Source organism: Streptococcus sanguinis (genome assembly GCF_050223295.1).
GTDB classification, from domain to species: Bacteria; Bacillota; Bacilli; order Lactobacillales; family Streptococcaceae; genus Streptococcus; species Streptococcus sanguinis_X.
Genome location: NZ_CP071424.1, coordinates 1,756,347 through 1,777,430, shown reverse-complemented (window position 1 = coordinate 1,777,430; position 21,084 = coordinate 1,756,347). Strand labels below are relative to the sequence as shown.

The window sequence follows — 21,084 nt, the reverse complement described above, 5'->3', positions numbered from 1 at the left end:
TTTTGATATAATAAGAAGAATAAATTGAAAGAAGGAAATCCAATCATGGGAAAACTTGAAGTTATTGCTCATCCGCTTATTCAGCATAAATTGTCTATCTTGCGTCGTACAGATACCTCTACCAAGGCTTTTCGTGAATTAGTTGATGAAATCGCAATGCTCATGGGATATGAAGTTTTGCGCGATTTACCACTTGAAGATGTCGAAATTGAAACACCGATTACGAAAACCATTCAAAAGCAGATTGCTGGGAAAAAATTAGCTATTGTTCCAATCTTGCGAGCTGGTATTGGCATGGTAGATGGACTTCTGAGCTTGGTTCCAGCAGCTAAGGTCGGCCATATCGGAATGTACCGTGATGAGGAAACTTTGAAGCCGGTTGAATACCTAGTCAAGCTGCCAGAAGATATTGACCAACGTCAGATTTTTGTTGTAGATCCAATGCTAGCTACGGGTGGTTCTGCGATCTTGGCGGTGGATTCTTTGAAGAAACGTGGTGCTAGCCACATTACATTTGTCTGTTTAGTTTCTGCACCTGAAGGAGTAAAAGCCTTGCAGGAAGCTCACCCAGATGTTGATATTTTCACAGCTGCTCTGGATGACCATCTCAATGATTATGGTTATATCGTACCAGGACTGGGAGATGCAGGAGATCGTCTTTTCGGTACCAAGTAAAAGTTTCTATTTGACCTTTTTTGACCAAAAGGATATAATAGTTCCATAATTTGAAATTCTATTCCCTAGTTTGATAGAAAATTTTAAAAAGAGAAAGAGAGAAAACTATGATTCCTGTAGTTATTGAACAAACCAGCCGAGGGGAGCGCTCCTATGATATTTATTCTCGGCTATTAAAAGATCGGATTATCATGCTGACTGGTCCAGTAGAGGATAATATGGCTAATTCAGTCATTGCCCAGCTCCTTTTCTTGGATGCTCAGGACAATACTAAAGACATTTATCTCTATGTAAATACGCCGGGGGGATCTGTCTCAGCAGGTTTGGCCATTGTGGACACTATGAACTTCATCAAGTCTGATGTTCAGACCATTGTTATGGGTGTAGCTGCCAGCATGGGAACGATTATTGCTTCTAGTGGTGCTAAGGGCAAACGCTTCATGCTGCCAAATGCAGAATATCTGATTCACCAGCCAATGGGAGGAGCTGGAAGTGGCACTCAGCAAACGGATATGGCCATTGTAGCTGAGCACTTGCTTAGAACTCGTAATACCTTGGAAAAAATCTTGGCTGAAAACTCTGGCAAGTCCGTTGAGCAAATCCACAAGGATGCAGAACGCGACTACTGGATGAGCGCTCAAGAAACCTTGGAATACGGCTTTATTGACGAAATCATGGAAAATAGCAATCTGAACTAACATATGAGGAGCCAAAAGTGGCTCTTTTTTTGCTGTTTTGAATCTGACGAGCTAGCAAGTTCAGGTGATTTAAGCAGACCATAAAGCTTTTCAGGGCTAGTTTTTTTGCCCTATCTTTGCTATAATCATCTAAGAACTACATGGACCGGAAAGGAGTTTTATGATAGAGAGAGAAGAAAGAGTGGGCTTGATTGTCTATCTTTACTATAATCGAGATGCCAAAAAACTGGCGAACTTCGGTGATATTATTTATCATTCTAAGAAGCATCGCTATCTGCATCTTTATGTCAAGCAAGAGGAAGCCCAGAACTTACAGGAGAATCTGCCCAAGGAGCGCTATGTTAAGCAAGTTCGGATTTCTCACATAAAAGAACTAGATCAAAACTTTGTTGGAAGCCTGTATAGAGAGCAAGAAAACGTTATCATTTGATAAAATTTTTATAAAGGGTTGACAATTGTCAGATAATTCGATATATTCTTACTATATCATCAAATAAATCACTTAAGGAGATTTCCGAATGAAGAAAAAATTTGCACTATCCTTAGTAGCTTTTGCTAGTGCGGCCCTTCTCGCAGCTTGTGGAGAAGTATCTAACAACAACTCAACAGCAACTGGTACAGAAATTGGCGATACGATTAAATTTGGTTTCAACTTTGAAGAATCAGGTGAAGTAGCAGCTTACGGTACAGCTGAACAACATGGTGCTCAGTTGGCAGTTGATGAAATCAACGCTGCTGGCGGTGTGGATGGCAAGAAGATTGAAGTTACTGATAAGGATAACAAATCAGAAACAGCTGAAGCATCTACCATCACTACTAGCTTGGTTACCCAAAGCAAGGTAAATGCAATCATTGGCCCTGCGACTTCTGGAGCTACAGCTTCAGCTACTGCAAATGCTGCTAAAGCGGGTGTACCAATCATTACACCAAGTGCGACACAGGATGACCTGACCAACAAGCAAGATTATCTTTACCGTGCAACCTTCATTGATAGCTACCAAGGTAAAATCATTTCTAAGTATGTCACTGACAACTTGAAAGCTAAGAAAGTCGTTCTTTACTATGATCAATCCAGTGACTACGCTAAAGGAATGGCGGATGCTTTCAAGAAGGAATTCAAAGGTGAGATTGTAGCAACAGAAACGTTCCAATCCAAGGATACAGACTTCCAAGCTGCTTTGACAAAGATTAAGGGCAAAGAATTTGATGCTCTGGTTGTTCCAGGTTACTATACAGAAGCTGGTAAAATTGTCAATCAAGCGCGTGGTTTGGGTATTGACCAAACAATCGTTGGTCCTGATGGCTTTGGTGATGCTAAGTTCGTTGAGCAAGCAACTCCAGCTGCAGCTACAAATGTTTACTATGTATCTGGCTTTACAACTTCTGGTGAAATGTCAGAAAAAGCTAAGAAGTTTGTTGAAGCATACAAAGCTAAGTACAAAGAAGAGCCATCTATGTTTGCAGCTCTGGCATATGACTCTGTTTATATGGCAGCAGAAGCAGCCAAAGGTGCTAAAACTTCTGTAGATATCAAAGACAACTTGGCTAAGCTTAAAGATTTCGATGGAGTGACCGGTTCAATCACTATTGATAAAGACCACAATCCAGTGAAAACAGCTCTGATGATTGGCTTGAAAGACGGTCAAGTAGATACTGTAGAAACAGTTAAAGCGGAATAAGAGTTATGAGGCTGGGGCTATCCCAGTCTTTGACTTGTTTTCTATTTCTTGTTGCTTGAGCAAATTAGTAGATGATTTCTTTCTGAATCTACGGGTTTGAAAGAGTATCGTTTTATAATCTATTCTTCTTCGTTTCTCAATCAACTATTATTCGTATTTTGGGAGTGGGATGATAAAATCACGACCTAGTCTGCTGATTTTTGTCCCATTCCTTATTTTATTATAGAAAGAGTGGTGTCTAATGCTCCAACAATTAGTCAACGGTCTAATCCTGGGCAGTGTTTATGCGCTTTTGGCTTTAGGCTATACTATGGTTTATGGAATTATCAAACTGATTAACTTTGCCCACGGCGATATCTATATGATTGGTGCCTTTATGGGTTATTACTTGATTAATATCCTGAAGTTTAATTTCTTCCTTTCTCTCATTTTAGCCATGATTGGGACAGCGATTCTTGGTGTGGTTATTGAGTTTTTAGCCTATCGTCCTCTGCGAAATTCGACTCGGATCGCGGCTTTGATTACAGCCATTGGGGTCTCTTTTCTCCTCGAGTATGGCATGATTTTCTTTGTCGGTGCCAATACCCGTTCCTTCCCGCAGGTTATTAAAACAGTACGCTTTAACTTAGGGCCGATTTCTATCTCAAATATTCAGTTGCTGATTTTGGGAATTTCGATTTTCCTTATGGTGGCTCTGCAGTTCATCGTGCAGAAGACAAAGATGGGTAAGGCCATGCGCGCTGTATCCGTAGACAGTGATGCTGCTCAGCTGATGGGAATCAATGTCAATCGCACGATCAGTTTCACCTTTGCTTTGGGTTCAGCTCTTGCAGGAGCTGCTGGTGTTCTAATTGCTCTTTACTATAATTCATTGGAGCCTTTGATGGGGATGACTCCAGGTATTAAGTCCTTTGTAGCAGCCGTTCTCGGTGGTATTGGAATCATTCCTGGTGCTGCGCTTGGTGGCTTTGTTATTGGTCTTTTGGAAACTTTTGCGACAGCGCTTGGACTATCTGATTTCCGCGATGCTATTGTCTATGCGATTTTGATTGTCATTCTTCTGATCCGACCAGCTGGTATCCTCGGCAAAAATGTGAAAGAGAAGGTGTAAGGTATGAAAAAGAATTTAAAGGTAAATATTTTCTGGCTTGGCCTTGTCTTAATCGGCTACCTGCTGATGACTGTATTGGTTAGTGCCGGTGTTCTCAATGCTTTTTACATTCAAATCTTAGAGCAGATTGGAATTAATATTATTTTGGCTGTGGGGCTCAATCTCATCGTCGGATTTTCGGGTCAATTCTCTCTTGGCCATGCTGGATTTATGGCTATCGGTGCCTACGCTGTAGCAATTATTGGCTCTAAATCGCCAACTTATGGAGCTTTCTTTATTGCTATGCTGGTGGGAGCTGTCATTGCTGGTATTGTGGCTTTGGCAGTCGGTTTGCCAACGCTTCGTCTTAAAGGGGACTATCTCGCGATTGCGACTCTTGGTGTCTCAGAGATTATCCGGATTCTGATTATTAATGGCGGTACTTTGACTAATGGCGCAGCTGGTATTCTATCCATACCGCCTTTTACGTCTTGGCAGATGGTCTATGTCTTTGTTGTTATCACAACTATTTTGACCTTGAATTTCCTGCGCAGTCCGATTGGCCGCAGTACTCTGTCTGTCCGTGAGGATGAGATTGCTGCCGAGTCTGTTGGGGTTAATACTACTAGAATCAAAGTGACAGCCTTTGTCTTGGGAGCTATCACGGCTTCTATTGCTGGCTCTCTTCAAGCTGGCTTCGTTGGTTCAGTTGTTCCTAAGGACTATTCATTTACCAACACTATCAATATCTTGATTATTGTCGTTTTTGGTGGTCTAGGCTCTATGACTGGAACCATTGTAGCTGCAGTAGTATTGGGCATTCTCAATATGTTGCTGCAGGATGTATCCAGCATTCGGATGATTGTCTATTCTTTGGCCTTGATCTTGGTCATGATTTTCCGTCCAGGTGGACTTTTAGGCACTTGGGAGCTCAGCCTGTCTAAGCTCTTCAAAAAGAACAAGGAGGTCAAAGAATAATGGCACTTCTTGATGTAAAAAATCTAACTAAAAACTTTGGCGGTCTGACTGCTGTCAGCGATGTGACCTTGGAACTCAACGAGGGTGAGCTGGTTGGTTTGATTGGCCCTAATGGTGCAGGAAAAACGACTCTTTTCAACCTCTTGACTGGTGTTTATGAGCCTAGTGAAGGGACAGTGACACTAGATGGTCATTTGCTCAATGGTAAGGTTCCTTACAAGATTGCTGCTTTAGGTCTAGGGCGAACTTTCCAAAACATCCGGCTCTTTAAGGACCTTAGTGTTTTGGATAATGTTCTGATTGCCTTTGGTAATCATCATAAGGCTCATGTGTTGGCTTCCTTCTTCCGCCTGCCAGCCTACTACAAAAATGAAGAAGAACTCAAAGACAAGGCTTTGGAGTTGCTGAAAATTTTTGACTTGGACAAGGAAGCAGAAACCTTGGCTAAGAACCTAGCTTATGGTCAGCAGCGCCGCTTGGAGATTGTTCGGGCCTTGGCAACGGAGCCAAAGATCCTCTTCTTGGATGAGCCGGCTGCAGGGATGAACCCTCAGGAGACAGCAGAGCTGACTGCATTGATTCGACGGATTAAAAACGAATTTAACATTACCATCATGCTGATTGAGCATGACATGAGTCTGGTAATGGAAGTCACTGAGCGAATCTATGTGCTGGAGTACGGACGCTTGATTGCGCACGGAACACCTGATGAAATCAAGAATGACAAACGTGTTATTGAAGCTTATCTAGGAGGTGAAGCCTAATGTCCATGCTTAAAGTTGAGAATCTCTCTGTCCATTATGGCATGATTCAGGCTGTCCGTGATGTCAGCTTTGAAGTAAACGAAGGAGAAGTCGTTTCACTGATTGGTGCCAATGGCGCTGGGAAAACGACCATTCTCCGGACTATTTCAGGCTTGGTTCGTCCAAGTGCTGGTAAAATTGAATTTGTAGGCAATGAAATTCAAAAAGTTCCTGCTCAAAAAATTGTAGCAGCTGGACTTTCGCAAGTACCAGAAGGCCGTCATGTCTTTCCAGGTTTGACCGTTTTGGAGAATTTGGAAATGGGCGCCTTTCTCAAAACAAATCGCGAAGAAAATCAAGCTAATCTCAAAAAGGTCTTCTCTCGTTTTCCACGCTTGGAAGAGCGTAAAAACCAAGATGCTGCAACCCTTTCAGGTGGTGAGCAGCAGATGCTGGCTATGGGACGGGCTCTGATGTCTACGCCTAAGCTTTTGCTCTTGGATGAGCCTTCTATGGGCTTGGCGCCGATCTTTATCCAGGAAATCTTCGATATTATCCAAGATATTCAGCGACAAGGAACGACAGTTCTTTTGATTGAGCAAAATGCAAATAAGGCTCTCTCTATCGCTAACCGCGGTTATGTCCTTGAAACAGGTAAAATCGTTCTGTCCGGAACCGGTCAAGAACTCCTCGCTTCTGACGAAGTCCGCAAAGCATATCTAGGTGGCTAAAAATGTCTGGGAGACATTTTTAGGTTGTTGATAGAAAGTTACGATAGTAACTTAACATTTTGAAAAGGTCCAATGGACCTTTTTAAGTTGCAGATAAAGAAAACAAGGTTTTCGTCAAGATGCCCAGGGGACTGTTTCAGGTTGCAGATAGGAACTCGCGGCAGCGAGTTTTCGCTCTTTAAGGTCCATTGGACCTTTTTCTTCTCTTAGATGCTTAAAATAGTATATCTAGCCATTGTCCATCTTCAATTTTCCCAATAGCTGGACTTTTCTAAATTTTGAAAACTTAGGCAAAGAACTTGGAAGCGTTTGAAATCAGCTTCAAAATAAAGTATAATAAGTATAAGAATTATGGATAGGAAGTAGAGGGAACTCTTATGGCAGTTAAAGATTTTATGACACGTAAGGTGGTTTATATCAGCCCAGATACAACAATTGCTCATGCGGCAGATATGATGCGTGAGCAGAAGCTCCACCGTCTGCCGGTGATTGAGAACGACCAACTAGTGGGACTGGTGACAGAAGGAACGATTGCAGAAGCTAGTCCATCTAAGGCAACAAGCCTGTCCATTTATGAGATGAATTATCTTCTCAACAAAACCAAGGTTGGTGATGTTATGATTCGTGATGTGGTTACGATCTCTCAGTTTGCCAGTCTGGAAGATGCGACCTATCTGATGCTGAAAAATAAGATTGGTATCCTGCCTGTCGTGGACAATGAGCAACTTTACGGGGTTATTACTGACCGTGATATTTTCAAGGCTTTCTTAGAAGTGTCTGGCTATGGTGAAGAGGGAGTCCGTCTGCGCTTTGTCACTGAGAATAAGGTGGGGGTTCTTGAGCAGATTATCCGTCTTCTGGTGGAAGAAAATCTCAACATCTCCAATACCGTCAATATCCCACGCAAGGATGGCAAAGTTGTCATTGAAGTACAATTAGCTGGTAATATAGATACGGCGCTTCTCAAGAAAAAATTTGAGGAGCATGCGATTGAGCTGGCTGAGATTACACATACTTCAGCGAAAGTTTTATAAGCGATAAAAAAGCCTCATCATTGGATGAGGTTTTTAACGTACAATAGGTTGTTTGTTGGCATCTAAAGTGAAGCCTTCACCCAAAATCTCATGGGCTTCGGTAATAGTAGTAAAGGCAAATGGATCGACTTGGTTAATTAGTTTCTTCATTTGCTGCATTTCGTTACGGGAAACAACACAGTAGACAATCTGGAGATCCTGCTTGCTATAGAAGCCTTGCCCCTTGAGGAAGGTCACTCCACGATCCAGCTTGTTATTGATAGCTTCAGCCAGTTTTGCCGGTTTGCTGGTAACGATAAGGAATCCCTTGCCGGCAAAACCTCCTTCTGCGATCAGGTCAATGACGCGCGAGGTGATAAAGACAAACATTAGGGTATAAGACACCATGCGTAGGTCTTTGAAAACAAGGAGAACCAAGGTAATGACTACAAAGTCAACTGTCAGCATGAGTTTGCCCATGGAAATGCTAGTGTATTTATTAAAGATGCGGGCTACAATATCAGTACCGCCCGTCGTTCCGCCAGCATTGAAGATGATGCCCAGTCCAATCCCTAAAACAATCCCTGTTCCAAGACAGGCCAATAAAACATCCCCGTCCAGAGCTGAGAGGAAATAGTCTTGCAGGTGTTTGGAGGCAGGTAGGATTTCAAAAATCTTGAGCCAAGCAGACACGGAGAAGGTCCCTAGAATGCTGAGGTAGAGTGTTCTTGAGCCCAGTAGCTTCCAAGCAATAATAAAGAGAGGGATGTTAATAATCAGGTTGGTCGTCGAGACAGGGATTTTAAATAGATAGTAGGCAATCAAGGTCAGACCTGTCGCGCCACCTTCATATAAATGAAAGGGAATGACCAAATAATGAATCCCAAAAGAAAAAATTCCAGCCCCAAAAATGATGGCCAGTACGTTTTTTAATTTAAACATAAGATCCTCCTAAATCTGTTTCCAGAAATTTCTTCTGAATATATTTTACCAAAAATTTAGCCTTTATGAAACACTTTGAAAAAATTTTTAAAGTCTTTTCTTATGATGGGCTTTTAGCTTTTTTTTTGGTAAAATAAACAATAGATAAAAAAGAGTGGGATGAAAATAATGAGTTGACGGAGTCGGCTCTTATCAGGCTGCTCAGCCGTTTGGACATGCTTCAACAGTGGCTTATATCAAGCTTTAGGGCAAGTCTTATGTGCATTTTCTTATAAAGAACAAAAAATAGAAGTTAGAGATTCAAGGTAAAGATGAAAAATGGTATTTTGATTTCGCTGGAAGGTCCGGAAGGGGCTGGAAAGTCGAGTGTGTTGGAAGCCTTGCTTCCTTTTTTGAAAAATTATGGCACTGGCCTGATTACGACGCGGGAGCCGGGCGGCGTCCAGATTGCGGAGGCCATTCGCGAAGTGATTTTGGAACCTAGTCATACGGCTATGGATGCTAAGACTGAGCTCTTGCTGTACATTGCCAGCCGCCGTCAGCACTTGGCTGAGCGGGTTTTGCCAGCTTTGGCGCAAGGGAAAATTGTCTTGATGGACCGTTTTATCGATAGTTCAGTGGCCTATCAGGGCTACGGACGGGGTCTGGATGTGGCAGATATTGAATGGCTCAATCAGTTTGCAACAGATGGACTCAAGCCTGATTTGACCCTCTATTTTGATATTGATGTGGAAGAAGGGCTGGCGCGGATTGCTAGGAGCGAGAGTCGAGAGGTGAATCGGCTTGATCTGGAAGGTTTGGACTTGCACCAGCGGGTTCGGCAGGGCTATTTGGCGATTCTTGATAAGGAGCCCGAGCGCTTTGTCAAGGTGGATGCTAGCCAACCTTTGGATAAGGTGGTGGCTGATAGTTTGGCCATCATTCAGGAACGATTTGGGAATCCGTCATGAAGATAAAAGATATACAGCAAAGCCAGCCCAGCTTGTTTGAGCAGTTTCAGCATATTCTGGAACAGGGGCGGCTTAGTCATGCCTACTTGTTTACCGGAGCTTTTGGCAGTTTTGAAATGGCCCAAATTCTGTCCCAAAGTCTCTTTTGTGAGAATAAGCAAGGCGTCTGGCCTTGTCAGTCCTGTCGTTCTTGTCGTTTGATTGCAGAAGAAGATTTTTCTGATGTAACTGTGGTGCGACCGGTTAATAACATTATTAAAACAGACCGAGTTCGGGAGTTGGTCCAAAACTTCTCTCAAAGTGGCTTAGAAGGCAGTCGGCAGGTTTTCATTATCTGCGATGCGGATCGGATGCATGTTAATGCAGCCAATTCCTTGCTCAAAGTCATTGAGGAACCGCAGAGCGAGATTTATATCTTTCTCCTGACTGCTGATGAACAGCTGATTCTGCCGACGATTCGGAGTCGGACTCAGGTTTATCATTTCTTGAAAAATACAGCTGTTCTGCAGCACAGCTTGGAACAGGATGGCTTGATTAAAAGTCGAGCGGAGCTACTAGCTGCTTATAGTCAGACTCAGTCAGAAGCGGAAAGCTTGGCTCATAATAATGCCTTTTTTGAATTAGTCAGCGAATGCGAGCGCTTTGTCAAGGATTTTCAAAATCGCTCCAGTCAGGCATTTCTGCAGGTTTCGCGTCTAGCAAAGCTGGCTGATGATAAGGAGAAGCAGGAACAGGTCTTCAAGCTCTTGGAAGTGTTATTTTATAAAGAGATAGCAACAGAGAGCGGTCGACAGGCCTTGGAGCAGCTTTTGCTGTCTCGGAAGATGTGGCGGGCCAACGTATCTTTTCAAAACGCTTTAGAATATATGACTTTGAAGGGAAAGTAAAAAGAGGCAGCACAGGAGTATAAAATGGATAAAAAAGACTTATTTGACGCCTTAGATGATTTTTCACAGACGCTTTTAGTGACCCTTGCTGAGGTGGAGGCTGTCAAGAAAAATCTCAAGAGTGTGGTAGAGGAAAATATTGCTCTGCATCTGGAAAATGACAAGTTGAGGGAGCGCTTGGGAGAGGTGGAGAAAGAAGCTCCGACCAAGACCAAGAAAAACCGGGATAATCTGCGTAAGCTTTATTATGACGGCTTTCATGTCTGTACGGATTTCTATGGTCAGCGCCGGGAGAATGACGCAGAGTGCATGTTCTGCGATGAATTGTTATTTAGGGAGTAGTGATGCAGGTTCAAAAAAGTTTTAAGGGCGAAACTGCCTACGGCAAACTCTATCTGGTCGCGACTCCTATCGGTAATCTGGACGATATGAGCCTCCGCATGGTCAATACCTTGAAAGAGGTTGACAGGATTGCGGCTGAAGATACGAGAAATACGGGCCTTCTGCTCAAGCATTTTGGGATTGAGACTAAGCAGATCAGTTTTCATGAGCACAATGCCAAGGAAAGAATTCCAATCCTCTTGGACATGCTTCAAAGCGGAAATGATATAGCTCAGGTTTCAGATGCAGGTCTGCCAAGTATTTCTGATCCTGGACATGATTTGGTTCAGGCAGCGCTAGAAGCTGGAATTACTGTAGTGCCGATTCCTGGTCCTAGTGCTGGAATTACAGCCTTGATTGCCAGCGGATTGGCCCCCCAACCACATATTTTCTATGGCTTTCTGCCTAGAAAGACAGGCCAGCAGAAGGAATTTTTTACTAGCAAAAAATCCTATCCTGAGACCCAGATTTTCTACGAATCCCCTCATCGGGTTCGGGCTACGTTGGAAAATATGCTGGCAGTTTATGGTGATCGACAAGTCGTTTTGGCGCGTGAGTTGACTAAGATTCACGAAGAGTATCAACGAGGGCTGATTTCAGAGTTGCTGGCCTATACGGCTGAATATCCGCCTAAAGGAGAGTGTCTCTTGATTGTAGCTGGGGCAGCAGAAGATGCTCTTCAAGACATATCTCAAGAGCAGATCCTAGCTGAAATTGATCTTTTAGTTGAAGCCGGCAGCAAAAAAAATCAGGCCATCAAGGAAGTAGCCAAGAAATACGGCAAGAACAAGAGCGAGCTCTATGCGGTTTATCATGAACTAAGAGAAAGTTGAAATCTTATTTCAACTTTTCTTTTTAGCGGCTTCTTTGTTTGGTATGTGATATAATAATTTCATTACACTTAAAAGGAATAATCATGTCTTTAGACACTAATATAAAATTAAAATATTATAATCTCCAACCGTTTACTAAATGGACCGGGGGAAAGCGTCAACTTTTAGGAGAGTTAAGGAGCTATATGCCGGAGACTTATGGTCGCTATTTTGAGCCATTTGTTGGCGGCGGAGCTTTATTTTTTGATTTGGCTCCAGAAAAAGCGGTCATTAATGATTTTAACGAGGAACTGATAAATGCCTATCGTCAGATAAAAAATAATCCAGCTGAATTGATTAATTTACTGATAAAGCATAAAGAGAATAATAGCAAAGATTATTATTTAGAATTGCGTTCGGCAGATCGCGATGGTCGAATTAGCAGGATGACAGGGGTAGAGAGAGCGGCGCGAATTCTCTACATGCTTCGGGTTGATTTCAATGGATTGTATCGAGTCAATTCTAAAAATCAGTTTAATGTTCCTTATGGTCGCTACAAAAATCCCAAAATAGTGGATGTAGATTTACTTTATCAAATCAGTGAATATCTAAATGAGAATGATGTAGAAATTTTGCAAACAGATTTTGCGGAGGCAGTTAAGGATGCTCAAACAGGCGATTTTGTATATTTTGATCCGCCCTATATTCCGTTAAACGAAACTAGCTCATTTACCTCTTATACCCACGAGGGCTTTTCTTATGAGGAACAGATTCGGTTACGCAATACTTTTAAGGAATTGACGGAGCGAGGAGTCTATGCTATGCTGTCAAATTCCTCGAGTCCTTTGGTAGAAGAATTATACAAGGATTTTAATATTTATTTTGTGGAAGCTCAGCGAACTAATGGTGCTAAGAGCTCAAGTCGTGGAAAAATTTCAGAAATTATAGTAACAAATTATGAATAATTACGAATATAAGTATGGGGGTGTTTTAATGACAAAACCATACTATAATAAGGAAAGGGCTATTCTGGTTCATGCAGATACCTTTGACTTCTTATCACAAATGAAGCCAGAAAGTATGGATATGATCTTTGCTGATCCACCATACTTTTTGAGTAACGGTGGTTTTTCAAATTCTGGCGGTAACATTGTCTCTGTTGATAAAGGTGATTGGGATAAGGTTTCTGGCCTTGAGGAGAAACATGACTTTAATCGACAGTGGTTACGATTAGTCAGACCTATTTTAAAGCCTAATGGTACTATCTGGATTTCAGGCAGCTTACATAATATTTACTCTGTGGGTATGGCCTTGGAACAAGAAGGTTTTAAAATTTTAAATAATATTACTTGGCAAAAGAGCAACCCAGCTCCGAATCTATCTTGCCGCTATTTTACTCATTCCACGGAAACGATTTTGTGGGCTCGTAAAGATGATAAAAAGGCTAAGCATTACTATAATTATGATTTGATGAAAGATATTAATGGCGGTAAACAGATGAAGGATGTGTGGATAGGACCGCTAACTAAAAAGGCAGAGAAGTGGGCCGGAAAACATCCAACGCAAAAGCCAGAATATTTATTGGAACGGATCATTTTAGCTAGCACTAAAGAAAATGATTATATACTTGATCCCTTTGTTGGCAGTGGAACAACAGGAGTTGTAGCTAAGCGGTTAGGTCGTAAATTTATTGGTATTGATGCAGAGAAAGATTATTTAGAAATAGCCAAAAGAAGATTGGAGGAAGAGAGATGAAAAAAGGTGGTGTAGGTGGTGCAAATACGAAAACAGGGCTAGCTTTTGAATTTAAAACAGACTTGCCAAATTTTATTTCAAAACAAAGTGGATATGAAGTTGTGGAAAATGATTTTGATATTAAACTTGTGAAACGAACAGGCGAGGTAAGAAAAATAAAAAGGAGCTCCACAGCACGGTGGATAGTAAATTTTGAAGGGGAAAAAGTAGCAGAAATTTTTCAAAAACATGGTTTATATCGTTATTTTGATGAAGTAGACCTGAACTATAAAGCGATTATTTCCAAAAAATTGTTACCAGATGATTCCATTTTTGTAATGGATAATAATACTGTTTTTATCATTGAAAAGAAAACGCAAAAAACTCAAGGAAGTGTTGATGAAAAATTACAAACATGTGGTTTTAAGTTGAAGCAATATAAAAAGTTATTTTCACCTATAAATAAAGAAGTTAAATATTATTATTTACTTGATGAATGGTTTTTAAATTCAAATTATAAAGATGTCTTAGATTATATTATAAGTGTAGGATGTTACTATCGCTTTAATTATATTCCTTTAAAGGAGTTTGGTTTACCTATACCAAAGGAGGAAATATGAAATTAGAGAATTATATTCAACTATCATCAGACGAAAGATTACAATATTTCCTCTCAACTCTTTCAGTTACCAACCGTACACCAGAGTACTATGTAAATTGGACTAAGGTTAGACGGGAGACAAAAGAGTTTGAACTTGAATTAAACACTCTAAATTATTTAATTGGTAAAGATAATATTTATGAAGAGGCCTTTAATTTATTTTCAAAACAGCCTGATTTACTGAGGGCTGTTCCTAGCTTGATTGCCAGCCGTGATAAAGTTTTAGATATTCTTTCCTTGGATGAAGATGATAATATGAGTTTTCATCAATTAGATTTTAAGAAGATTGACAAAAGTGATATAAAAGTTTATATAGATTTTATTGACCAAGCCGGTTTGTTGTACTTTTTACAAAAGGAAGCTAGCCGATCACTTGTCGATTATGTCTATGGTGTAGAAGCGGGATTAGATAGTAATGCTCGTAAAAATCGAAGTGGAACGACTATGGAAGGCATCCTTGAACGAAGTGTTGCTAAAGTTTGTCAGCAGCATGATTTAGAGTTTAAATCCCAAGCCACGCCATCTTTCATAAAAGAAAAGTGGAATATAGAAGTACCAGTTGATAAATCACAACGCCGTTTTGATGTAGCTGTTTATTCAAAGGAAAAACATAAAATTTGGTTGATTGAAACAAACTACTATGGCGGAGGCGGCAGCAAACTGAAGGCTGTTGCTGGAGAGTTTACTGAACTGAGCCAGTTCGTCGTCAATTCACCAGATGATGTTGAGTTTGTGTGGGTGACAGATGGGGTGGGCTGGAAAACGGCTCGTTTGCCATTAGCAGAGGCATTTGCTCATATTCCATATGTGTTTAATTTGGATATGCTTAAACATGGTTATTTGTATGATTTATTGATGCCAAAAAAATTGATTAGAAACTAAACATTTATCAGCGGTAGTTTTGTATTGATATAGTTGCTTTATTTAAAACTAGATCTAAAATGATTAGAAGCTTTCATAGCTTCTTTTATTATTTTTCTTTATTTTGTTCGTGTTTTCTTAAAAAATTTCCTTCTTTTTAAGAAAAAATAGATATTTTCTAAACTTTGTGATATGATATACAAAATAAATTTTGGAGGTAGGATATGACGATTTACAATTTTTCTGCTGGACCGGCAGTATTGCCCAAGGAAGTCTTGAAAAAAGCTCAGGCTGAGTTTTTAGACTATGCCCAAAGTGGCATGAGTGTGATGGAGCTGTCCCACCGATCCAAAGAATTTGACGATATTATCAAAGAAGCTGAGAGCTTGCTGCGTGAGCTCATGGATATTCCGGACAATTACCGCGTCCTCTTTCTGCAGGGTGGAGCTTCTACTCAGTTTAGTATGATTCCCCTTAATCTAGCCCAAGGCGGCAAGGCCTACTACCTAGTGGCTGGATCTTGGGGAAAGAAAGCTTACACTGAAGCAGTCAAGCTGTCTAAGTTCATTCCATTTGAGCCTATTCTTTTGGCTTCGTCAGAGGATTTAAATTACACGGAAATTCCTTCTTTTGATGAAAAGGATATTAATCCGCAGGCGGCTTATGTGCATCTGACAACCAATAATACCATCGAAGGAACGGCTATTTATGACCTTCCTGCGACTAATGGCGTGCCGATTGTGGCGGACATGTCTTCTAATATCCTGGCTGCTCAGTACCGAGTAGAGGATTTCGGTTTGATTTATGCTGGGGCTCAGAAGAATATCGGACCTGCCGGCGTGACAGTTGTCATCATCCGAGAAGACCTGCTAGATGACGAACCAGTTCTATCTAGCATGTTGGATTACCGCATTCAGGCGGACAATGGCTCTCTTTACAATACACCACCGACTTTTGCCATCTATATGGCCAAACTGGTCTTTGAGTGGGTTAAGGAGCTAGGTGGCGTAGCAGAAATGGAAAAGCGTAATCGTGAAAAATCTGGCCTTTTGTACGACTTCATTGAGCAGTCAGACTTTTACCGCAGTCCAGTCCGTTATAAGGAGCAGCGCTCAGTCGCCAATATTCCCTTTGTGTCTCCTAGCCCAGAGTTGGATGCTAAATTTAACAAAGAGGCTGCAGCAGCGGGATTCAAGAATATCAAGGGGCACCGCAGCGTAGGCGGCATGAGAGCTAGTCTCTACAATGCCTTTCCGCTCCAAGGTGTCAAGGACTTGATTACCTTTATGCAGAAATTTGAAGAAGAAAATTCTTAAGAGAGGGAAACTATGGTCTTTAGTGTCAAAACCTTTAACAACATCAATCAAATCGGGCTCAAGGAGCTGGGCAATGCTTTTCAGATTGACGGAGATAAGTCGGACAATCCAGATGCTTATATCCTGCGCAGTCAAAACCTGCATGGACAGGAATTTCCAAGCAAGCTCAAAGCCATTGCGCGGGCAGGTGCAGGAACCAATAATATTCCTGTCGACCAGGCAACGGCTCAGGGAATTGTGGTCTTCAACACGCCAGGAGCTAATGCCAATGCGGTGAAAGAAGCAGTCTTGGCTTCCATTCTCCTGTCTGCGCGTGACTATATCGCGGCTAACAGTTGGGCTAACGGCCTTTCTGGAGATGATGTTCCCAAGCAAGTGGAAGCTGGTAAGAAGCAGTTTGCTGGGACAGAGATTGCAGAGAAGACTTTGGGAGTCATTGGGTTAGGAGCTATCGGCGGCCGTATTGCTAACGATGCCTATCGTCTGGGGATGAACGTCTTAGGCTATGATCCTTATGTATCCATTGAAACGGCTTGGAATATCTCTAGCCATGTCAAGCGGGTAGCAGACATTAAGGAAATCTTTGAGAAGAGTGATTATATCACTATTCATGTGCCCCTGACTGAGGATACACGAGCTACTTTTGATCAGGCTGCTTTTGGTCTCATGCAAAAAGGAACGACTCTTATCAACTTTGCCCGCGGCGAGCTGGTGGACAACGCTGCCCTCTTTGAAGCTATAGAAGCTGGTGTAGTCAAGCGCTATATCACAGACTTTGGTGTAGATGAGCTGCTCCGTCATCCGCAGATTACAGTCTTTCCGCATCTGGGCGGATCGACCGAAGAAGCTGAGCTCAACTGTGCCATTATGGCTGGCAAAACCATTCGCCGCTTCATGGAAACGGGCGAGATTATCAACTCTGTGAATTTCCCTAATGTCCGTCAGGCACTCTCAGCGCCTTATCGGATTACCCTGATTAACAAAAATGTACCGAATATTGTGGCTCGAATTTCAACAGCGGTTAGTGATTTGAATATCAATATTGACAATATCATCAATCGTTCCAAGGGTGATTATGCCTATACTTTGCTGGATCTGGATGAGTCGGACGAAAGCAAGATTCAGGAGCTGGTTGATAAATTTGAGAATAGCGACAATATTGTGCGCGTGCGTTTGATTAAGAAATAACAGAAAAACAGACTGTACTTCCCTAGGTGATAAGTCTGTACCAGCCGATGAGCCTTTCTCTTGTCGGCTTTTTCTAATGAGTCTCGGCTTGACAAGAAGGAGTTAGCTGGGCTATTATAGGGACGGAGGAAAAACAATGTTACAATTTATCGAATATTCAAAATGCTCTACCTGCCGCAAGGCCAAGGCTGAGCTCAATCAATTAGGAGTGGACTTTGAAGCAGTGGATATTGTCCGAAATACACCTAGCCGGGACCAGCTCCTAGACTGGATCCAGAAATCGGGCTTTGAGCTCAAGGCTTTTTTCAATACTAGCGGTCTCAAATACCGTGAGCTAGGGCTCAAAGAAAAGGTGCCACATTTCACAGCTCAGGAAGCTGCAGATTTACTGGCTACAGACGGCATGCTGATTAAACGACCGCTTCTGGTTCGAGATAACCAAATCTTGCAGATTGGCTACCGAAAGGCGTATGAAGAGTTAGGTTTGTAAAGTATTAGGAACAGCTGCATTCTCAATCATGGTTTTTGGATGCTTCTTCCTTTCATGATATAATAAATCTATCTCAATCTTAGAAAGAAGAATCATGGTTTTATCAAAAAAACGGGCTCGTCATGTGATTGAAGAGATTATTGCTCTTTTCCCTGACGCCAAGCCCAGTCTGGATTTTCGCAATCACTTTGAGCTTTTGGTAGCGGTCATGCTGTCGGCTCAGACGACGGACGCTGCGGTCAATAAGGCAACGCCGGATCTGTTTGAAGCCTATCCAAGTCCTCAAGACATGGCTATGGCTGGTGAAGCAGACATTGCTAAATACATCTCCCGCCTAGGGCTCTATCGCAACAAGGCCAAGTTTTTGAAGAAATGTGCTCAGCAGCTTTTGGATGACTTTGACGGTCAAGTACCACAAACGCGGACAGAATTGGAAAGTCTAGCTGGTGTTGGTCGCAAGACGGCCAATGTAGTCATGAGTGTGGGATTTGGCATTCCAGCCTTTGCTGTCGATACCCATGTGGAGCGCATCTGCAAGCACCATGATATCGTTAAAAAGTCGGCAACGCCACTGGAAGTAGAAAAGCGAGTTATGGAGGTCCTTCCACCGGAACGTTGGCTGCCAGCCCATCAGGCCATGATTTACTTTGGACGTGCCATCTGCCATCCTAAAAATCCCGAGTGCGATCACTATCCGCAACTCTATAACTTTAAAGACATTTAAAAAGCGAGGTCTGATGACTTCGCTTTCTTATTCACTAAATCTTAAAAAATAACCATCTGGATCCAAAATCGCAAATTCATGGGGATAAATAAAGCTATCTCCCACTCGAAATTCTCTTTTCGTCAGCGGACGATGGATGGGGTAGTCTGCTTCCAGCAGTTTTTGGTGGAGCTGAGGGACATCTTCAATGCCAAAGGAAATATTGACACCGCGCCCGAAAGGATAGGTTAGTTGGGCTAATTCTTCTACGCTGCCTTCTTCTAGCATAAGTTGGCAGTCTTCAAGTGAGAGGAAGAGAAATTTCTCCTCTGGACGCTCATATTCGACAGAGAATCCCAGCAAGTCGCAGTAGAAGTGGCGCGACTTTTCGATGTTGGATACCACAAATTCGGGAATGACAGCTTGATAGTCCATTCGTTTTCTCCTTAGAGCTCAATCTCCATGACAATCGGTGTGTGGTCTTGGCGCGCACCGGAGTCAATCATATCAGACTTGGTCACCTTGTCAGCTACACGGTTGCTTGTCAGCCAGTAGTCGATTCTCCAGCCTGTATTGTTGATTTTAGAAGTCTTGCTGCGCTGCGCCCACCAAGTGTATTGGTTAGGGATATCGCCGTGTAAGTGGCGGAAGGTATCGGTGAATCCTTTAGCCAGCAGGTTGGTGAAGCCAGCGCGCTCTTCGTCAGTAAAGCCTGGTGAACGGCGGTTACTGGCTGGATTGGCCAAGTCAATTTCCTTGTGGGCCACATTGTAGTCGCCAGTAGCGAGGACTGGTTTTTGTTCATCTAGTGTTGCCAAGTATTCAGCGTATTTGGCATCCCAGACTTGACGGTCATCCAAGCGTTTGAGTCCATCGCCAGCATTAGGCGTATAAACTTGAGTGACAAAGAAACCGTCAAATTCCAGCGTAATGATGCGACCTTCAACATCCATGGTTGACGGAGCGCCGATTTCTGGGAAAGTTACGGTTGGCGTCAGTTCTTTTTTGTAGAGGAACATGGTTCCAGCATAGCCCTTGCGGGCCGGCTCTCGGGAGGAGCGCCAAGTGTTTTCATAGTCTGGGAAAAGATCTGTCAATATTTCCAAGTGTTTTTTTGTCGGGCCAGTAGCAGACAGTTTTGTTTCCTGAATAGCGATGATATCTGCATTTTCTGCTTGCAAGGTTTGAAGGACAGCCTGAGAAAGCTGAGCGCGGGCAGAATCACTAGTCAATGCAGCGTTGAGAGAGTCAATATTCCAAGAAATGAGTTTCATAAAATTTCCTTTTCTAGTAAAATTTACTGAGTTTATTATAACAAAATTTAGAACTGATTTATAGCAAATTGATTGTAAGAAAGCTTGAAAAAAGATGAAAATTTTTCTATAATATAGCGAGAAAAAATAGGGGGAAGCCATGAAATTCTATTCTTATGATTATGTTTTGAGTCAGATTAGTCAGCAAAACTGGGTGACAGTTGCACTTTCTGTCTTGTTGCTGCTTGTGACAGGATTTTTTGCTTTTAAGGCCTATCGCAATAAGCGTGATTCAAAATTCCGGGAACTAGCCATCATTTCTGTTTTGGCCTTGGTGGCTATGGTCTTGATTGGCATCAGTAATTTTCAGACTGACCAAGACTCTAACAACCAGTTTCAAACCTCTCTGCATTTTATTGAGGTCATTTCAGAAGACTTGGGCGTGGATAAGTCGGAGGTCTATGTCAATACTTCAGCCGCGACGGATGGAGCGATTTTGAAGGTCGGAAAGAACTTTTATCGGGCTATGAGCGGCAGTGAGCCGGATAAATATCTGCTTGAAAAAATTGACTTGCATAAGACGACAGATATCGAAATAGTGGAGGTTGAAAAATGACATTGAATTTTCTTGAAATCCTAATTAAACTAGCGCTGGGGCTTTTCTCACTGGTTTTTGTCATCAACGTGACGGGAAAAGGCAATCTGGCGCCTAATTCAGCGATCGACCAGATTCAAAACTATGTTCTTGGTGGTATTATCGGTGGGGTGATTTACAATAGCTCCATTAACATCCTCCAGTATGCGGTCATTCTCATCATGTGGACTATCTTGGTCTTGACCCTAAAGTGGCTCAATAACAATGTTCGTGCGGTTAAGCATTTGATTGATGGCAAGCCGACAACGTTGATTCAGCATGGAGAACTGAGTCCCGAAGCCTGCCGTTCTGTTGGTCTTTCAGCAGCAGATGTAGCTTTGAAGCTACGCAGCCAAGGTATTTTTCAGCTCAAGCAGGTCAAACGGGCGGTTATAGAGCAAAACGGCCAGCTGATTATTGTACAAGCTGGTGAAGAGAATCCTAAATATCCCCTTATCACAGATGGTGTTGTCCAGATTGATATTTTAGAGTCTATTGACAAAACAGAAGAGTGGCTGGTGGAGAGACTGGCTAAAGACGGATACACCGATATTTCGAATATCTTCATCGCAGAGTATGAAAGTGGCAACTTGAATGTTGTGACCTATTAAATCTAGAATATTTTCTAGGTTTTTTAATTGATTTTATTGTAAATGAATGTCTTT

General features: G+C 42.2%; 26 protein-coding genes. 23 read left to right on the top strand and 3 right to left on the bottom strand.

Translation table 11 applies throughout. The annotated features are described in order from the left end of the window. Positions 1 to 45 precede the first annotated feature (45 nt). The 9 genes from upp to J1C77_RS08710 all read left to right on the top strand — a co-directional run bounded on the left by upp (position 46) and on the right by J1C77_RS08710 (position 7,628). Positions 46 to 675, top strand: a complete 630-nt coding sequence (gene upp, locus J1C77_RS08750) for a uracil phosphoribosyltransferase (RefSeq protein WP_002920614.1) — start codon at positions 46 to 48, stop codon at positions 673 to 675. 80 nt (positions 676 to 755) lie between these two features. Then, positions 756 to 1,373, top strand: a complete 618-nt coding sequence (locus J1C77_RS08745) for an ATP-dependent Clp protease proteolytic subunit (RefSeq protein ID WP_223312420.1) — start codon at positions 756 to 758, stop codon at positions 1,371 to 1,373. A 160-nt stretch (positions 1,374 to 1,533) separates the two neighbouring features. Further along, positions 1,534 to 1,803 (top strand): YlbG family protein, encoded by a 270-nt coding sequence (locus tag J1C77_RS08740; protein WP_002920616.1) that lies wholly within the window; start codon positions 1,534 to 1,536, stop codon positions 1,801 to 1,803. An 88-nt stretch (positions 1,804 to 1,891) separates the two neighbouring features. Then, positions 1,892 to 3,052, top strand: a complete 1,161-nt coding sequence (locus J1C77_RS08735; protein WP_002905096.1) for an ABC transporter substrate-binding protein — start codon at positions 1,892 to 1,894, stop codon at positions 3,050 to 3,052. Between the two features lie 241 nt (positions 3,053 to 3,293). Continuing rightward, the gene (locus J1C77_RS08730; protein ID WP_002897070.1) at positions 3,294 to 4,163 is read left to right on the top strand and encodes a branched-chain amino acid ABC transporter permease; all 870 of its coding nucleotides are present in this window, start codon (positions 3,294 to 3,296) and stop codon (positions 4,161 to 4,163) included. 3 nt (positions 4,164 to 4,166) lie between these two features. Next, positions 4,167 to 5,120 (top strand): branched-chain amino acid ABC transporter permease, encoded by a 954-nt coding sequence (locus J1C77_RS08725; protein ID WP_002905928.1) that lies wholly within the window; start codon positions 4,167 to 4,169, stop codon positions 5,118 to 5,120. Beyond that, positions 5,120 to 5,884, top strand: a complete 765-nt coding sequence (locus J1C77_RS08720; protein WP_002920617.1) for an ABC transporter ATP-binding protein — start codon at positions 5,120 to 5,122, stop codon at positions 5,882 to 5,884. The genes J1C77_RS08725 and J1C77_RS08720 overlap by 1 nt, the downstream gene beginning before the upstream one ends. Then, a complete protein-coding gene (locus tag J1C77_RS08715; protein WP_002920618.1) occupies positions 5,884 to 6,594 on the top strand; it encodes an ABC transporter ATP-binding protein in 711 nt (236 codons plus the stop codon). Before J1C77_RS08720 ends, J1C77_RS08715 begins: the two co-directional genes overlap by 1 nt. 377 nt (positions 6,595 to 6,971) lie before the next feature. After that, complete coding sequence (locus J1C77_RS08710) at positions 6,972 to 7,628, top strand: CBS domain-containing protein (protein ID WP_002920619.1); 657 nt, start codon at positions 6,972 to 6,974, stop codon at positions 7,626 to 7,628. A 33-nt stretch (positions 7,629 to 7,661) separates the two neighbouring features. Here the strand turns inward: J1C77_RS08710 and J1C77_RS08705 are convergent, their stop codons facing one another. Beyond that, a complete protein-coding gene (locus J1C77_RS08705) occupies positions 7,662 to 8,549 on the bottom strand; it encodes a YitT family protein (RefSeq protein ID WP_002920620.1) in 888 nt (295 codons plus the stop codon). Positions 8,550 to 8,860: 311 nt separating this feature from the next. Between J1C77_RS08705 and tmk the strand changes: the two genes are divergently transcribed. The 12 genes from tmk (at position 8,861) to nth (ending at position 18,553) form a co-directional block, all read left to right on the top strand. Beyond that, positions 8,861 to 9,499, top strand: coding sequence for a dTMP kinase (gene tmk, locus J1C77_RS08700; protein WP_002920622.1), 639 nt, complete (start codon positions 8,861 to 8,863; stop codon positions 9,497 to 9,499). Then, positions 9,496 to 10,386 carry a DNA polymerase III subunit delta' gene (locus J1C77_RS08695; protein ID WP_002905936.1) on the top strand — a complete coding sequence of 297 codons (891 nt, stop codon included), beginning with the start codon at positions 9,496 to 9,498 and terminating at the stop codon, positions 10,384 to 10,386. The genes tmk and J1C77_RS08695 overlap by 4 nt, the downstream gene beginning before the upstream one ends. Before the next feature lie 24 nt (positions 10,387 to 10,410). Next, positions 10,411 to 10,728: a DNA replication initiation control protein YabA gene (yabA, locus tag J1C77_RS08690; protein WP_002894690.1), complete on the top strand. Its 318-nt coding sequence runs from the start codon at positions 10,411 to 10,413 to the stop codon at positions 10,726 to 10,728. Positions 10,729 to 10,730: 2 nt separating this feature from the next. Beyond that, positions 10,731 to 11,600 carry a 16S rRNA (cytidine(1402)-2'-O)-methyltransferase gene (gene rsmI / locus J1C77_RS08685; RefSeq protein ID WP_002920624.1) on the top strand — a complete coding sequence of 290 codons (870 nt, stop codon included), beginning with the start codon at positions 10,731 to 10,733 and terminating at the stop codon, positions 11,598 to 11,600. 83 nt (positions 11,601 to 11,683) lie between these two features. After that, positions 11,684 to 12,544: a DNA adenine methylase gene (locus J1C77_RS08680; RefSeq protein ID WP_002920625.1), complete on the top strand. Its 861-nt coding sequence runs from the start codon at positions 11,684 to 11,686 to the stop codon at positions 12,542 to 12,544. Continuing rightward, on the top strand, positions 12,537 to 13,334 hold the full coding sequence (locus J1C77_RS08675; protein WP_002920626.1) for a DNA-methyltransferase: 798 nt from the start codon (positions 12,537 to 12,539) through the stop codon (positions 13,332 to 13,334). Before J1C77_RS08680 ends, J1C77_RS08675 begins: the two co-directional genes overlap by 8 nt. Further along, complete coding sequence (locus tag J1C77_RS08670; RefSeq protein ID WP_002920627.1) at positions 13,331 to 13,933, top strand: PD-(D/E)XK nuclease superfamily protein; 603 nt, start codon at positions 13,331 to 13,333, stop codon at positions 13,931 to 13,933. Before J1C77_RS08675 ends, J1C77_RS08670 begins: the two co-directional genes overlap by 4 nt. After that, on the top strand, positions 13,930 to 14,856 hold the full coding sequence (locus J1C77_RS08665; protein ID WP_002920628.1) for a type II restriction endonuclease: 927 nt from the start codon (positions 13,930 to 13,932) through the stop codon (positions 14,854 to 14,856). Before J1C77_RS08670 ends, J1C77_RS08665 begins: the two co-directional genes overlap by 4 nt. Positions 14,857 to 15,059: 203 nt before the next feature. Then, complete coding sequence (gene serC / locus J1C77_RS08660; RefSeq protein ID WP_002920629.1) at positions 15,060 to 16,151, top strand: 3-phosphoserine/phosphohydroxythreonine transaminase; 1,092 nt, start codon at positions 15,060 to 15,062, stop codon at positions 16,149 to 16,151. Positions 16,152 to 16,163: 12 nt separating this feature from the next. Beyond that, complete coding sequence (locus tag J1C77_RS08655) at positions 16,164 to 17,339, top strand: 3-phosphoglycerate dehydrogenase family protein (RefSeq protein ID WP_002920630.1); 1,176 nt, start codon at positions 16,164 to 16,166, stop codon at positions 17,337 to 17,339. A gap of 136 nt (positions 17,340 to 17,475) precedes the next feature. Next, the gene (locus J1C77_RS08650) at positions 17,476 to 17,829 is read left to right on the top strand and encodes an arsenate reductase family protein (protein WP_002920631.1); all 354 of its coding nucleotides are present in this window, start codon (positions 17,476 to 17,478) and stop codon (positions 17,827 to 17,829) included. A gap of 94 nt (positions 17,830 to 17,923) precedes the next feature. Beyond that, positions 17,924 to 18,553, top strand: a complete 630-nt coding sequence (gene nth / locus J1C77_RS08645; protein WP_002913275.1) for an endonuclease III — start codon at positions 17,924 to 17,926, stop codon at positions 18,551 to 18,553. Positions 18,554 to 18,580: 27 nt separating this feature from the next. Here nth and J1C77_RS08640 read toward each other — a convergent pair whose 3' ends face one another. Further along, positions 18,581 to 18,967: a bleomycin resistance protein gene (locus tag J1C77_RS08640; protein WP_002913080.1), complete on the bottom strand. Its 387-nt coding sequence runs from the start codon at positions 18,965 to 18,967 to the stop codon at positions 18,581 to 18,583. A gap of 11 nt (positions 18,968 to 18,978) precedes the next feature. Further along, positions 18,979 to 19,806, bottom strand: coding sequence for an exodeoxyribonuclease III (locus tag J1C77_RS08635; protein ID WP_032913420.1), 828 nt, complete (start codon positions 19,804 to 19,806; stop codon positions 18,979 to 18,981). Positions 19,807 to 19,945: 139 nt separating this feature from the next. On the opposite strand from J1C77_RS08635, the gene J1C77_RS08630 reads away from it, so the two are divergent. Together J1C77_RS08630 and J1C77_RS08625 are read left to right on the top strand one after the other, a co-directional pair. Continuing rightward, a complete protein-coding gene (locus J1C77_RS08630) occupies positions 19,946 to 20,401 on the top strand; it encodes a DUF3290 family protein (RefSeq protein WP_002897090.1) in 456 nt (151 codons plus the stop codon). Next, positions 20,398 to 21,030 (top strand): DUF421 domain-containing protein, encoded by a 633-nt coding sequence (locus J1C77_RS08625; RefSeq protein WP_002920633.1) that lies wholly within the window; start codon positions 20,398 to 20,400, stop codon positions 21,028 to 21,030. Before J1C77_RS08630 ends, J1C77_RS08625 begins: the two co-directional genes overlap by 4 nt. The last annotated feature ends 54 nt before the right edge of the window (positions 21,031 to 21,084 follow it).

What these genes read in the sequence shown, in the direction of transcription:
- rsmI (WP_002920624.1), top strand. Translation starts at nt 10,731, where the DNA reads ATGCAGGTTCAAAAAAGTTTTAAGGGCGAAACTGCCTACGGCAAACTC.
- J1C77_RS08655 (WP_002920630.1), top strand. Translation starts at nt 16,164, where the DNA reads ATGGTCTTTAGTGTCAAAACCTTTAACAACATCAATCAAATCGGGCTC.
- J1C77_RS08695 (WP_002905936.1), top strand. Translation starts at nt 9,496, where the DNA reads ATGAAGATAAAAGATATACAGCAAAGCCAGCCCAGCTTGTTTGAGCAG.
- J1C77_RS08740 (WP_002920616.1), top strand. Translation starts at nt 1,534, where the DNA reads ATGATAGAGAGAGAAGAAAGAGTGGGCTTGATTGTCTATCTTTACTAT.
- J1C77_RS08675 (WP_002920626.1), top strand. Translation starts at nt 12,537, where the DNA reads ATGAATAATTACGAATATAAGTATGGGGGTGTTTTAATGACAAAACCA.
- J1C77_RS08710 (WP_002920619.1), top strand. Translation starts at nt 6,972, where the DNA reads ATGGCAGTTAAAGATTTTATGACACGTAAGGTGGTTTATATCAGCCCA.
- J1C77_RS08705 (WP_002920620.1), bottom strand. Translation starts at nt 8,549, where the DNA reads ATGTTTAAATTAAAAAACGTACTGGCCATCATTTTTGGGGCTGGAATT.
- J1C77_RS08715 (WP_002920618.1), top strand. Translation starts at nt 5,884, where the DNA reads ATGTCCATGCTTAAAGTTGAGAATCTCTCTGTCCATTATGGCATGATT.
- J1C77_RS08670 (WP_002920627.1), top strand. Translation starts at nt 13,331, where the DNA reads ATGAAAAAAGGTGGTGTAGGTGGTGCAAATACGAAAACAGGGCTAGCT.
- nth (WP_002913275.1), top strand. Translation starts at nt 17,924, where the DNA reads ATGGTTTTATCAAAAAAACGGGCTCGTCATGTGATTGAAGAGATTATT.
- J1C77_RS08725 (WP_002905928.1), top strand. Translation starts at nt 4,167, where the DNA reads ATGAAAAAGAATTTAAAGGTAAATATTTTCTGGCTTGGCCTTGTCTTA.
- J1C77_RS08625 (WP_002920633.1), top strand. Translation starts at nt 20,398, where the DNA reads ATGACATTGAATTTTCTTGAAATCCTAATTAAACTAGCGCTGGGGCTT.
- J1C77_RS08665 (WP_002920628.1), top strand. Translation starts at nt 13,930, where the DNA reads ATGAAATTAGAGAATTATATTCAACTATCATCAGACGAAAGATTACAA.
- J1C77_RS08730 (WP_002897070.1), top strand. Translation starts at nt 3,294, where the DNA reads ATGCTCCAACAATTAGTCAACGGTCTAATCCTGGGCAGTGTTTATGCG.
- J1C77_RS08640 (WP_002913080.1), bottom strand. Translation starts at nt 18,967, where the DNA reads ATGGACTATCAAGCTGTCATTCCCGAATTTGTGGTATCCAACATCGAA.
- serC (WP_002920629.1), top strand. Translation starts at nt 15,060, where the DNA reads ATGACGATTTACAATTTTTCTGCTGGACCGGCAGTATTGCCCAAGGAA.
- J1C77_RS08720 (WP_002920617.1), top strand. Translation starts at nt 5,120, where the DNA reads ATGGCACTTCTTGATGTAAAAAATCTAACTAAAAACTTTGGCGGTCTG.
- J1C77_RS08735 (WP_002905096.1), top strand. Translation starts at nt 1,892, where the DNA reads ATGAAGAAAAAATTTGCACTATCCTTAGTAGCTTTTGCTAGTGCGGCC.
- J1C77_RS08650 (WP_002920631.1), top strand. Translation starts at nt 17,476, where the DNA reads ATGTTACAATTTATCGAATATTCAAAATGCTCTACCTGCCGCAAGGCC.
- J1C77_RS08635 (WP_032913420.1), bottom strand. Translation starts at nt 19,806, where the DNA reads ATGAAACTCATTTCTTGGAATATTGACTCTCTCAACGCTGCATTGACT.
- upp (WP_002920614.1), top strand. Translation starts at nt 46, where the DNA reads ATGGGAAAACTTGAAGTTATTGCTCATCCGCTTATTCAGCATAAATTG.
- J1C77_RS08680 (WP_002920625.1), top strand. Translation starts at nt 11,684, where the DNA reads ATGTCTTTAGACACTAATATAAAATTAAAATATTATAATCTCCAACCG.
- tmk (WP_002920622.1), top strand. Translation starts at nt 8,861, where the DNA reads ATGAAAAATGGTATTTTGATTTCGCTGGAAGGTCCGGAAGGGGCTGGA.
- yabA (WP_002894690.1), top strand. Translation starts at nt 10,411, where the DNA reads ATGGATAAAAAAGACTTATTTGACGCCTTAGATGATTTTTCACAGACG.
- J1C77_RS08630 (WP_002897090.1), top strand. Translation starts at nt 19,946, where the DNA reads ATGAAATTCTATTCTTATGATTATGTTTTGAGTCAGATTAGTCAGCAA.